The organism is uncultured Bacteroides sp. (genome assembly GCF_958445495.1).
Lineage (GTDB): Bacteria > Bacteroidota > Bacteroidia > Bacteroidales > Bacteroidaceae > Bacteroides.
In genome coordinates, this window is record NZ_CAUCSQ010000028.1 from 42,343 (window position 1) to 55,297 (window position 12,955).

General features: G+C 44.7%; 8 protein-coding genes and 1 pseudogene. 8 read left to right on the top strand and 1 reads right to left on the bottom strand.

All coding sequences use genetic code 11. The features are described from left to right. Positions 1-78 precede the first annotated feature (78 nt). Positions 79-279 (top strand): DUF6046 domain-containing protein, encoded by a 201-nt coding sequence (locus Q5076_RS10950; RefSeq protein ID WP_303013145.1) that lies wholly within the window; start codon positions 79-81, stop codon positions 277-279. On the opposite strand, the pseudogene Q5076_RS10955 reads toward Q5076_RS10950, so the two are convergent. Beyond that, positions 260-509, bottom strand: a pseudogene (locus tag Q5076_RS10955) (transposase); the annotation flags it as partial. The gene Q5076_RS10950 and the pseudogene Q5076_RS10955 overlap by 20 nt on opposite strands. Positions 510-759: 250 nt before the next feature. Here Q5076_RS10955 and Q5076_RS10960 point away from each other — a divergent pair. The 7 genes from Q5076_RS10960 to Q5076_RS10990 all read left to right on the top strand — a co-directional run bounded on the left by Q5076_RS10960 (position 760) and on the right by Q5076_RS10990 (position 12,465). After that, a complete protein-coding gene (locus Q5076_RS10960; RefSeq protein WP_303013134.1) occupies positions 760-2,406 on the top strand; it encodes a bifunctional UDP-sugar hydrolase/5'-nucleotidase in 1,647 nt (548 codons plus the stop codon). Positions 2,407-2,415: 9 nt separating this feature from the next. Next, positions 2,416-5,658 carry a TonB-dependent receptor gene (locus Q5076_RS10965; protein WP_303013136.1) on the top strand — a complete coding sequence of 1,081 codons (3,243 nt, stop codon included), beginning with the start codon at positions 2,416-2,418 and terminating at the stop codon, positions 5,656-5,658. Between the two features lie 921 nt (positions 5,659-6,579). Next, positions 6,580-6,897: a 50S ribosomal protein L21 gene (gene rplU / locus Q5076_RS10970; protein ID WP_024986326.1), complete on the top strand. Its 318-nt coding sequence runs from the start codon at positions 6,580-6,582 to the stop codon at positions 6,895-6,897. A 23-nt stretch (positions 6,898-6,920) separates the two neighbouring features. After that, positions 6,921-7,184: a 50S ribosomal protein L27 gene (gene rpmA, locus Q5076_RS10975; protein ID WP_303013138.1), complete on the top strand. Its 264-nt coding sequence runs from the start codon at positions 6,921-6,923 to the stop codon at positions 7,182-7,184. A gap of 255 nt (positions 7,185-7,439) precedes the next feature. After that, positions 7,440-8,714, top strand: coding sequence for a serine--tRNA ligase (gene serS / locus Q5076_RS10980; protein ID WP_303013139.1), 1,275 nt, complete (start codon positions 7,440-7,442; stop codon positions 8,712-8,714). Between the two features lie 81 nt (positions 8,715-8,795). Further along, positions 8,796-10,010, top strand: coding sequence for a glucose/galactose MFS transporter (gene gluP / locus Q5076_RS10985; RefSeq protein WP_303013141.1), 1,215 nt, complete (start codon positions 8,796-8,798; stop codon positions 10,008-10,010). A 154-nt stretch (positions 10,011-10,164) separates the two neighbouring features. Next, positions 10,165-12,465, top strand: coding sequence for a bifunctional dihydroorotate dehydrogenase B NAD binding subunit/NADPH-dependent glutamate synthase (locus Q5076_RS10990; RefSeq protein ID WP_303013142.1), 2,301 nt, complete (start codon positions 10,165-10,167; stop codon positions 12,463-12,465). Positions 12,466-12,955 lie beyond the last annotated feature (490 nt).

The following is a 12,955-nucleotide window of genomic DNA, read 5'->3' on the forward strand; positions in this document are numbered from 1 at the left end:
GAATAATTATGGAATTTCTTCCATATTTCTTTGTTAATATCGGAAGAGCTGCATCATTTACTCGAATCAGAGAGCACCGTGCAGGGACGGGGGGATCTCCGTAAGGAATACATCTCCGACGGTGACCTGGAAATTTCAATCAGCGGAAAGATTACCCTCAAATACCTTGACATCTACCCGGAAGCCGAGGTATCGAAGTTCCTGCGGCTGATGCAGTTCAAGAGTATGTGCGATAATACCGTTCTCCGCCAGTTCAATATTTCGCATAATTTCTTATAATCATGAATCGGACACATAGCTGCGAGAATATAGTTTCAATTCTTTTTCTTGCTTTGGCAAAAGCCAAAAATGTCAGTTTCCATTCTTTCTGATTACCCCCTGTATGATACCTCCAATTTGATAGTTGCTGTTTCAAACAAGTCCAGTTGTACCTGTGCGCTTATATATCTTTTGTCTCCTATGACCGTACAATTACTATAGTCCGCTTTCACGTCCTTCAGAAAATGAATCCTTATGAAAATCGGACTTCCATATCTGACATCCTGGAGTACGTAAGGAACCAATCAAGTGTCATTTCATTGACATATGGATGTAATTGTCCCTAAATACAGTTGCCGTACTTTTGTGTATATTTTTAAAACTTGATTATATATGACAATGAGACTTTATCATTTATTAGCCATCTCATTTGTGTTTTTGTTTTCAATGTCCTTGGATGTAAAAGGGGACGGAAATATTTCTAAGGTTACGATAAAACTTATGGAAACAACAGATGTGCATGGCAATTTTTTCAGTTATGATTTTATAAATGACCGTGAACAGAACAGCGGGTTACCTCAGATTCTGACTTATGTAAAAAGCCAGCGTGACAGTTTGGGAAAAGAAAATTGTCTGCTGTTCGATGCCGGTGACATTCTTCAGGGACAACCTTGTGTGTATTATTCTAACTTCATAGACACGGCAGAAATTCATCTGGCTTCGGATATGATGAATTTCATTCAGTATGATGCAGGTTGTTTTGGCAACCATGATATTGAAGCCGGACATCCGGTATTTGACCGGTGGGTGAGAGATTGCCGCTTCCCTGTTCTTGGGGCCAACATACTGTCAATAACTGATAACACCCCTTATGCTTTGCCTTATCAGATGTTTGAGCGACAGGGAATAAAGATTGCCGTATTGGGTATGATTACTCCTGCCATCCCAATGTGGTTGCCCGAAAGTTTATGGAGTGGATTGTCTTTTGAAGATATGGTCGTTTCTGCCCGGAAATGGGTTTCCTATATTCAGGAAAAGGAAAAGCCGGATATTCTGATAGGATTGTTCCATACTGGGCTCAAAGGAGGAAACCTCAATGGCTTTAATGAAAATGCAGCCGAGGAAATCGCATTGACCGTACCCGGCTTCGATGTCATTTTCTTCGGACATGATCACCGGAAATATTGCAAGGAGGTAAAGAATCGGATTTCAGGAAAGAAAGTATGGCTGCTTAACGCTGGATCTGGAGCTGCAGGGGTAGCGGAAGCGACTTTGACTTGTACTTTACGGGAAAAAGCACTGGTGGATAAAAAGATAAAAGGTTCATTGACACAAATGAATGACTATTGTCCTGACAGCATTTTCACCGCATATTATGCTTCCCGACGGAAAGAGGTGCAATGCTTTGTTTCCGAAAAGATTGGTTCGTTGGCTGAAGAGATTCACGCTTTAGATTATTTCTTCGGTAAATCAACATTAGCCGATTTATTACATCAGATACAGTTTTCTCAGATGGAAGCAGACATTTCGTTGATTACTCCTCTTACATATAACGAAATAATCAATGCCGGGGATATATATGTCAGGGATATTTTCAAGCTTTATCGGTATGAAAACAGGATTAATATTTTTGAACTTACGGGAAAAGAAGTATTGGGAGTATTGGAGAAATCCTATGGTATGTGGACGAATACGATGAAATCTTCCAGTGATCATGCATTGGCTATCAAAAACAAGGATGATAAGAAAGCGTCACTTACTGTACCGACTTATCTCTTACTGTCGGCAGCCGGCATTTCTTATGAAGTAGACCTAACCCATTCGGATGGAGAAAAAGTGAAAATTTTACGGATGAAGGACGGGAGTGCTTTTGATCTTGACCGGACTTATCGGGTAGCAGTGAATTCGTATATCGGAAGTGGTGGCGGTGGTCTGCTCACGGAAGGGGCCGGCATCAGACTCGAAGACTTACCTTCACGGATAGTCCGTACGTCAGATAAAGACTTACGTTACTATATAATAGATTATTTCCGCAATCATGTATCTCCTATACGAATTTCCTCTGTTTCTGATTGGAAATTTGTACCGGAGCATTTTGTCGGCGAGGCTTTGAAACGCGATTATGATTTACTATCACACACCAATTAATCAGAAAAAATGAAAAGATTTACGATCTTACTGTTACTTATCGGGTGGTTGAACACATTGTTACATGCCCAGATTACTACTTCGGGAATGAACGGACTGATAACTGACAATGAAGGAGCTTTGATTGGAGCGACTGTCCAGGCGGTACATGTCCCCTCAGGTACTACTTATGGTACGATTACCAATACAGACGGACGGTTCAGCATTCAAGGGATGCGTACTGGAGGACCTTATAAGGTAGAAATTTCTTATGTCGGCTATAAAAATGCCGTATATGAGGATATCAGCCTTGCTTTAGGAGACAATTATGTACTGAATGTCTTGCTTCAAGAAGACAATGGGTTGCTGGACGAAGTGGTGGTGGTAGCCACAAAGTCCAAGTTTTCAGGAACGAAAACCGGAGCTTCCACCAATATCAACAACAGGCAACTTTCTACCGTTCCTTCTATGAGCCGGTCATTGTCGGATTTCACCAAATTGTCTCCTTATGCGGGGAATAACAATTCATTTGGCGGACTGGACGGACGTATGAACAATATCACCATTGACGGAGCTAACTTTAATAACAACTTCGGGTTGTCTTCGGCCTCTATGCCGGGAGGAGGAAGCCCCATTTCTTTGGATGCCATTGAAGAATTACAGGTCAACATAGCTCCGTTCGATGTGCGTCAGGCCAATTTTATCGGAGCCGGCATTAATGCCGTAACGAAAAGCGGTACAAACCAGTTCAAAGGAAGTGCCTATTCCTATTTCCGTAATCAGTATATGAGGGGAAATCGGGTGGATGGAGTAGACTTGGGAGAACGTCCTGAAGAAGTAAAACGAACTTATGGCTTTACTTTGGGCGGTCCGGTAATAAAGAATAAGTTGTTCTTTTTTGTTAATGGTGAATATGAAGATGCTCCCAAACCTATCTTTAAATGGAGGCTTTCAACGGATGGAGTAGGCAGCGATGACAATCTGATATCAAGGGTTACTGCACAGGATATGGAAGCCTTTGCACAAGTACTCCGCAACAGATATAATTATGAACCGGGGTCTTATACAGATTATGACGCTGGCACTTTTACCAGGAAATTCCTGACACGTGTGGATTGGAACGTTAGTACCAATAGTAAATTAACAGTACGTTATAATTATACGAAAAACAAATATACCAATCCAACCAGTCAGAGTATGCCGGGAACTGCAACCTCGCACGGACATTACAGTTCGGCCTCGCTTCCTTTTCGTAACAGCTGTTACGACATGAATAATCTGGTGCATTCTTTAACAGCTGAATTAAATAGTAATTTTGGAGGGAAAATGTCTAATCAAATATTGGGAACATTTACCAAAATAAAAGATGAGCGAGGTTCTGATTCATCACTGTTTCCGATGGTGGATATTTTGAAAGATGGGGACATGTTTATGACTGCCGGTTATGAATTGTACACCTACAATAATGCCGTGGAAAATAATATTTGGACTTTGACAGATAACTTCACCTGGAATTTGGATAAGCATGTACTTACAGCCGGACTCTCCTATGAACATCAGTATGTAAGTAATTCTTTTATGGGATGCGGTTTGGGTTATTATCGGTATGACAGTTTCGATGATTTTAAGAATGAGGCAGCCCCTGTGTTGTATTCGCTGACTTATGGATATGGTGGCAAAGACAAACCGAAAGCGGAGTTGGCATTCGGTCAATATTCTGCTTATGTACAAGATATGTGGAACATTAATCAGAACTTGAAGGTAACGGCAGGTCTTCGTCTGGATATACCGACTTATCTGAATAGCTTGCAGGAAAATAAGGCTGTATCCGAACTGACATTTGCCGGTGGAGCAAAAATCAATACAGGGAAATGGCCCGGAACCAAAGTCTTGTTCTCACCTCGAATTGGCTTCAATTGGGATGTCTTGGGAGATAATCGTTTTAGACTCCGTGGAGGTACGGGTATATTTACCGGTAGGATGCCTTTTGTGTTCTTTACCAATATGCCTTCTAATAGCGGAATGATTCAGAATACGGTGACGATATCAGACCCTGCAGTTCTTGCTAAACTGGAAGGAGGGGTCCGCACGAAAAATGAAGTTATGGCACTGCTTCCTGATTTGTTCCCTCAAACGCCTGTAGAAAAGGTTCCCGGAACAGTGGCCGGAATAGACCCGGAGTTCAAACTGCCTCAAATATGGAAAAATACGCTTGCCGCTGATATTAAACTGCCGCTTCCGTTCAATGCCGGACTCACATTAGAGGGTGTTTATGCCAAAAATTTGAATGTGGTCCTCCAGCAGAATGTGAATATGATTCCTGCAAATGACACCAGGGTGACAACGTTTAATGGTCCAGACAATCGTTATTTGTATCCGGGAGCCAACAATAGTCGTGTTGTATCAGATATGTCTGGAGCCTATATACTTACAAATACAAGCAAAGGATACAGTTACAGTTTCAATGCCACTTTGAACATGACTCCCGTTGAGAATTTGAATTTGATGCTGGCTTATACTTATACCGGTTCCAAAGAAGTTTCTGGCAATCCCGGTGCACAACCTTACGAATTGTGGCAAAATACTCCTACTGTTAACGGAGGTAACCATTTGCCGTTACGTAATTCCCAATATCTTACACCCAATAGGCTTATTGCTTCCTTGGGATACAGATTCAATTATGCCAAACATTTTGCCACTACGATAAGTCTTTATTACACCGGTTATACTCCTGGCAATTATTCTTATATGTATAATGGGGATATGAATCAAGATGGAATCAACAATGATTTAATCTATATCCCCAAGAGCAAGGATGAGCTGACATTTGTTGACAAAAACGGTTTTACCGCAGTTGAACAGGCAGAAGCATTTTGGAACTATGTCAATCAAGACCCGTATCTGAAAAAACATAAGGGAGAGTATGCTGAAGCCTATTCTGCACGTTATCCTTGGCTTAACCAGTTCGATTTGAAACTTGTACAAGATTTCAATTTAAAAGTTGGTAAAACGATGAATACGCTGCAACTCTCATTGGACATATTCAACATAGGCAACTTGTTGAAAGATACATGGGGAGTTCAGAAGGTTCCAGTTAACAGTGGACGGATTTTAAAATATGAAGGGACAACGGGAGACAATGTACCGACCTATTCAATGTTTTACACCCAAGAAAACGGAAAGAACATATTGCCTGCCAACACCTTCTTTTATGAAAAAAACAGTGCCAATTGCTGGCAAATCCAAATAGGAATCCGCTACATCTTTAATTGATACGTTTAAAAATAAAAAGGGATTGCGCCAACGTTTTGAGACAATCCCCTTTTTATGCACAAAGCCCAGACTTTCCCAAGCCCGGGCTTTGTCATTACCCAAAGTTTACATAACTTCAGGCATCAATTTTTTCATATATCTAGCTTGCCGGTAATGAGCATCCGGATTTCATAACCATCAACCGTTTCCGTAACCCTATAAAGGGGGAGATAAACAACGGCTTCACGCAGTTGGTTCCTGTTCTTGCCGACATGGGTTTCATCAGTCTTGACGTGTCAGCTATGAGAGCAAGCATGAGAGCAACGAGGAAAGTGGCAGCTACTCTCATATCCTACAAACTCTCTCTAACTGCGATTTCAGGACAACCATATTTGATTTACAAGGTATTAACAGTTATCACCTCAGCTATTAATACTTGACATCCCAACTATTAATAGCTGAGAAACCAAGTATTAACAACTGACAAATCACCTGTTTACATCCGACAAATGAGTGAGCAATACCCAAAAAGCGGATTAGGTCTTTTCATCCATCCGCTTCTTTTCGACATTCCGGACTCTTCATGGCAAAAAGCGGTTAACCGGCTTATCAACCGATAGAAATATCGAAAATAACAAAAAGCGGATGACAGGTGACAGGCGACAGACGAGGTGATAGGTTATAAATACAACCTTTCACCAGACAACGTATTATAAATGAAAGAGTTGAACCATCAGGTAATCGGTTGAAAAAGAAAATGCATTTTTAAACTCCAGGAAGAGAGAGAAGTATTCCGAAACAATAAAAAAGAGCAGAAACATTTGTTTGAATTGAATAAAAATTGTACTTTTGTGCCCGATTATTCCGCAACGGGTTCGAGAAAGAGTCCTTTAAGTGATTAAAGGCCACCCGCCGGAGCTAACTTATACATTATAAGATAAGATGTACGCAATTGTAGAAATCAACGGCCAGCAATTTAAAGCAGAAGCCGGCCAGAAGTTATTTGTTCACCACATTGAAGGTGCGGAAAACGGTTCGACAGTAGAATTTGAAAAAGTTCTTTTGGTAGACAAAGACGGAAACGTAACAGTAGGTGCTCCTGTTGTAGAAGGTGCAAAAGTGGTTTGCCAGGTTGTTTCCAATTTGGTAAAAGGCGACAAAGTACTTGTCTTCCACAAAAAAAGAAGAAAAGGTTACAGAAAACTGAACGGTCACCGTCAACAGTTCACAGAGTTAACAATTACAGAAGTAGTAGCTTAATCAATTTAAAACAGTAAGAAGAAATGGCACATAAAAAAGGTGTCGGTAGTTCCAAGAACGGCCGCGAATCAGCAAGTAAAAGATTAGGCGTTAAGATATTTGGTGGCGAAGCTTGCAAAGCAGGCAACATCATCGTTCGTCAAAGAGGTACTGAATTCCATCCGGGCAATAACATCGACATGGGTAAAGACCACACTCTTTTCGCTTTAGTAGATGGTACAGTTAATTTCAAAGTAGGCAAAGAAGACAGAAGATATGTTTCTGTAATTCCTGCTACCGAAGCATAACTGAAAAAATAGATAAGAAAGGGACTGTCCTGAATTTTCGGACAGCCCCTTTCTTTTTTTATTGCGACATGACACACCTCCCCTTTCCCGCGCCTCTTCCCTCCCTACCTCTTCTTCCGCTTCCCTTTCCCCTTTCATAACGGCTCCGCTTCTCCGATAAAACGCCTATAAATATAATATCAACAAACATGACGATAATATTAGCTTTTTCTTTATCTTTGTAGCCTTAATTGTTAGTTCATAAAAAGTATAGATATGCTTACCATTAAACAAATTACAGAAAATACGGAAGCGGTCGTTCGCGGACTGGAAAAGAAACATTTCCAAAATGCCAAAGAAACCATAGAGCAAGTCATAGCCCTGAACGACAAAAGACGCAGCACGCAAAACCAATTAGATAAAAACCTGGCGGAAGTCAACTCACTTTCGCGTACCATCGGCCAACTGATGAAAGAAGGCAAGAAAGAAGAAGCCGAAACCGCACGCGCACGTGTCGCCGAATTGAAAGAAGGCAACAAAACACTGGATGCTGCCATGACACAGGCTGCCACCGACATGCAAAACCTTCTGTACACCATTCCGAATGTTCCCTATGACTGTGTTCCCGAAGGCACGGGAGCCGAAGACAACGTAGTAGAAAAGATGGGAGGCATGGAGACCGAACTTCCTAAAGACGCACTTCCCCATTGGGAACTGGCAAAGAAATACGACCTGATAGACTTTGACCTGGGAGTAAAAATCACAGGAGCAGGTTTTCCCGTATATAAAGGAAAAGGCGCCCGGTTGCAACGCGCCCTGATAAACTTCTTCCTGGACGAAGCCCGTAAGTCGGGATACACCGAAATCATGCCGCCGACGGTAGTCAATGCCGCTTCCGGCTACGGAACAGGCCAACTTCCCGACAAAGAAGGACAAATGTACCATTGCGAATTGGACGACCTGTACCTGATTCCTACAGCCGAAGTCCCCGTCACCAACATTTACCGTGACGTAATCCTGGACGAAAAACAGTTGCCGATTAAAAACTGCGCATATACACAATGTTTCCGTCGCGAAGCAGGCTCTTACGGCAAAGACGTACGCGGCTTGAACCGCCTCCACGAATTTTCCAAAGTAGAGTTGGTGCGTATCGACAAACCGGAACACTCCAGGCAGTCACACCAGGAAATGCTCGACCATGTAGAAGGCCTTCTGCAAAAGCTGGAACTCCCCTACCGCATTCTCCGTCTTTGCGGAGGCGACATGAGTTTTACCGCCGCCCTCTGCTTCGATTTTGAAGTATATTCGGAAGCACAGAAACGCTGGCTGGAAGTAAGCTCCGTTTCCAATTTCGACACATACCAGGCCAACCGCCTCAAATGCCGCTACCGCAATGCAGAGAAAAAGACAGAACTCTGCCACACCCTGAACGGTTCGGCACTGGCATTGCCGCGCATCGTCGCCGCCCTGCTTGAAAACAACCAGACACCGGAAGGCATCAGAATCCCGAAAGCACTGGTTCCGTATTGCGGTTTCGACATGATAGACTAAAAAGAATTCTCGCTCTTGTAAGAATCAGGCATTCCCGGTTCTTACAAGAGTTTTTATAGACCTTCTAACCCATTTACCCCCATGACAAAAAACACAACAAGTTTTGTATTGCCGTTGACATTCATCGGCATCATGTTCTTCTCATTGGGCTTTGCCCTCGGTATCAATTCCATCTTGGTCCCAGTACTGAAAGGTTCACTGGAAATCAGTTCCGCCGAATCGTATCTGATTATCGCCGCAACCTTCATCCCATTCCTTATTTTCGGTTATCCGGCAGGGCTTACCATTAAAAAGATTGGCTACAAACGGACAATGGTCCTTTCCTTCCTGATGTTCGCCGTCGCTTTCGGACTGTTCATACCGTCCGCCAGCTACGAAAGCTTCCCCCTGTTCCTGCTCGCCTCTTTCGTCAGCGGAGCAGCCAACGCCTACCTGCAGGCAGCCGTAAACCCGTACATCACCATCCTGGGCCCCATAGAGAGTGCGGCAAAACGCATCAGCATCATGGGAATCTGTAACAAACTGGCATGGCCGATTCCCCCGATTTTCCTGTCTTTCCTAATCGGAAAAGAGGCGAATGACATTACCGTGTCCGACCTGTTCCTGCCGTTCTACGTCATCATCGCCGCATTCATCATCCTGGGATTCATCGCCTATATGGCCCCGCTTCCGGAAGTCAAGGCAGTGGGTGAAGACGACAATGAAGAAGAAGGCGCCGAAGCATGCCCGTATGCAGCAAAGAAAACCTCCGTCTGGCAATTCCCGCACCTGCTGTTGGGATGCCTTGCCCTCTTCCTGTACGTAGGCGTGGAAACCGTATCGCTCGGCACGCTGGTAGACTATGCCACCAGCCTGAAACTGGGAAATGCAGCCATGTACGCATGGATTGCCCCGATAGGAATCGTCATCGGTTATATTTGCGGTATCATCTTCATCCCCAAATACATGAGCCAGGCCACCGCACTGAAAATCTGCTCCATCCTGGCCATCATCGGTTCGGTACTGGTCGTACTGACACCCGCCGACATCTCCATCTATTTCATTTCATTCATGGCCCTGGGATGCTCACTGATGTGGCCTGCCCTGTGGCCGTTGGCTATGGCAGACCTCGGCAAGTTCACCAAATCCGGTTCCTCCCTGCTGATTATGGCAATGGCGGGCGGAGCGGTAATCCCCACCCTGTTCGGTTACCTGAAAGACATTTCAGGCATTCAGAACGCTTACTGGATTTGCCTCCCCTGCTTCCTGTTCATATTATATTACGGAGTGGCCGGATACAAAATCCGTACGAAATAAGCGATAAAACCAACAAAGATTCCCGACTCAAAGAAAAGCCGCTCCTTAAAAGAGCGGTTTTTCTTTTTATTTTTCGCAAATAAGCAGTATCTTTGTCCAAATTTATAACATTCTGCTAGCAGTTACGTAATAAAATAAACAAAATCATCAGATAATGAACAAAATCATTAGCAAAGAACGTTTTTCCGAAAAGGTGTTCAAGTTTGAAATTGAAGCCCCTTTAATTGCTAAATCCCGTAAGGCAGGCCACTTTGTCATCGTACGTGTAGGTGAAAAAGGAGAGCGCATGCCTTTGACTATTGCCGGTTCTGATATAAAGAAAGGCACTATCACCTTGGTAGTACAAGAAGTAGGCCTCTCTTCCACCCGTCTCTGTGAACTGAACGAAGGCGATTACATAACAGACGTAGTAGGCCCGCTCGGACAGGCCACCCACATAGAAAACTTCGGGACAGTTGTCTGTGCCGGCGGCGGCGTAGGCGTAGCCCCGATGCTGCCCATCGTACAGGCATTGAAAGCCGCCGGCAACCGGGTAATCACCGTACTGGCGGGACGCAACAAAGACCTCATCATCCTGGAAAAGGAAATGCGCGAAAGTTCCGATGAAGTAATCATCATGACAGACGACGGTTCCTACGGCCGCAAAGGCCTGGTAACAGAAGGAGTCGAAGACGTCATCAAGCGTGAAAAAGTAGACAAATGCTTTGCTATCGGCCCTGCCATCATGATGAAATTCGTCTGCCTTTTGACAAAGAAATATGAAATCCCCACAGACGTCTCATTAAACACAATCATGGTAGACGGGACAGGCATGTGCGGTGCATGCCGCATCACCGTGGGAGGAAAAACAAAGTTCGTTTGCGTAGACGGGCCCGAATTCGACGGCCACCAGGTAAATTTCGACGAAATGCTGAAACGCATGGGAGCATTCAAGAATATCGAACGCGAAGAAATGCACAAGCTCCAGGCAGAATGCGAGGCGACCAAAGAAACCGACGAAAAAAGCCGCAATGCCGCCTGGAGGCAGGAACTGCGTAAATCGATGAAACCCAAAGAACGCACTGCCATCCCGCGGGTAGAAATGAATGAACTCGACCCGGAATACCGTTCACACAGCCGTAAGGAAGAAGTAAACCAAGGACTGACCGCCGAGCAGGCGGTAACCGAGGCAAAACGCTGCCTTGACTGTGCCAATCCGGGATGCATGGAAGGCTGTCCGGTAGGAATCGACATCCCGCGTTTCATCAAGAACATCGAACGCGGAGAATTTCTCGAAGCCGCCAAAACATTGAAAGAAACAAGCGCGCTACCGGCAGTTTGCGGCCGCGTCTGCCCCCAAGAGAAACAGTGCGAGTCAAAATGCATCCACCTGAAAATGAATGAGAAGGCAGTCGCCATCGGTTATCTGGAACGCTTCGCCGCAGACTACGAACGCGAAAGCGGGCAGATTTCCACTCCCGTCATCGCAGAAAGAAACGGCATCAAAGTAGCAGTCATAGGGTCGGGCCCTGCCGGACTATCGTTCGCAGGCGACATGGCTAAATACGGATATGACGTGACCGTATTCGAGGCGCTGCACGAAATAGGCGGCGTACTGAAATACGGCATCCCCGAATTCCGTCTGCCCAACAAGATTGTAGACGTCGAAATCGAGAATCTGGCAAAGATGGGAGTAAACTTCGTCAAAGACTGTATCGTAGGAAAAACAATCAGTGTGGACGACTTAAAACAGGAAGGTTTCAAAGGCATATTCGTAGCTTCAGGAGCCGGGTTGCCGAACTTCATGAACATTCCGGGAGAGAACTCCATCAATATCATGTCCTCCAACGAATACCTTACCCGTGTCAATCTGATGGATGCGGCAAGTGAAGAATCCGATACTCCCGTAGCCTTCGGTAAAAACGTGGCCGTCATCGGCGGCGGAAATACCGCAATGGACTCAGTCCGTACCGCCAAACGCCTGGGAGCCGAACGCGCCATGATTATCTACCGCCGTTCGGAAGAAGAGATGCCCGCGCGTATCGAAGAAGTCAAACACGCCAAAGAAGAAGGAGTCGAATTCCTGACACTGCACAATCCTATCGAATATATCCCGGACGAACAAGGCTGCGTAAAACAGGTTGTTCTACAGAAAATGGAACTCGGCGAGCCCGATGCCTCCGGACGCCGCAGCCCCGTAGCCATACCGGGAGCGACAGAAACGATTGACATCGACCTGGCGATTGTAAGTGTCGGCGTATCTCCCAACCCGATTGTCCCCAGCTCCATCAAAGGACTGGAACTGGGACGCAAAGGAACCATTGCCGTCAACGAAAACATGGAATCTTCCATACCGATGATTTATGCAGGCGGCGACATTGTCCGGGGAGGCGCCACCGTAATCCTCGCGATGGGCGACGGACGCAGGGCGGCGGCGGCAATGAATGAAAAACTGGCTGCCGCAATCTCCCGGTAAGAGAAAGTTCCGCACCCCTCCTTTCCTTCCAAACGTTTATCCCCCAACAATATCCGGAAACGGATGCGGGATAAACGTTTGCGATTTTCCGTTTTTCAAATATACACTGACACCGCGATATTCAATCCCGCAAAGGCGAATGTCTCACAGAGAAAACAAACCGTACTCAAAAAAGAAAAGTTTCTTGGGGTATTCCATTGCCACCTTATTATCAAGTCTTACTATCAGGTCTTATTGTCAGGTCCTATTGTCATAAATAATTGTATTGCAGCAGTTTAATCACTAAAAGCTGACAGATGGCAATAGAATCTACTTAAATTCTAATGTATATATCCTCCAAAGTAATAGAATTGAAATTCATCTCCGTATAGAGAAAGGGATAATCCCGCCAATAGACTACCAATAATCTGATATTCAAAGCGATAGATAAAAGCTGAATACAATCAAGATTCGGATAGGAAACACTTCGACCAAGTTCTGGTAGAACTTA

What these genes read in the sequence shown, in the direction of transcription:
- Q5076_RS10960 (WP_303013134.1), top strand. Translation starts at nt 760, where the DNA reads ATGGAAACAACAGATGTGCATGGCAATTTTTTCAGTTATGATTTTATA.
- Q5076_RS10965 (WP_303013136.1), top strand. Translation starts at nt 2,416, where the DNA reads ATGAAAAGATTTACGATCTTACTGTTACTTATCGGGTGGTTGAACACA.
- rplU (WP_024986326.1), top strand. Translation starts at nt 6,580, where the DNA reads ATGTACGCAATTGTAGAAATCAACGGCCAGCAATTTAAAGCAGAAGCC.
- rpmA (WP_303013138.1), top strand. Translation starts at nt 6,921, where the DNA reads ATGGCACATAAAAAAGGTGTCGGTAGTTCCAAGAACGGCCGCGAATCA.
- serS (WP_303013139.1), top strand. Translation starts at nt 7,440, where the DNA reads ATGCTTACCATTAAACAAATTACAGAAAATACGGAAGCGGTCGTTCGC.
- gluP (WP_303013141.1), top strand. Translation starts at nt 8,796, where the DNA reads ATGACAAAAAACACAACAAGTTTTGTATTGCCGTTGACATTCATCGGC.
- Q5076_RS10990 (WP_303013142.1), top strand. Translation starts at nt 10,165, where the DNA reads ATGAACAAAATCATTAGCAAAGAACGTTTTTCCGAAAAGGTGTTCAAG.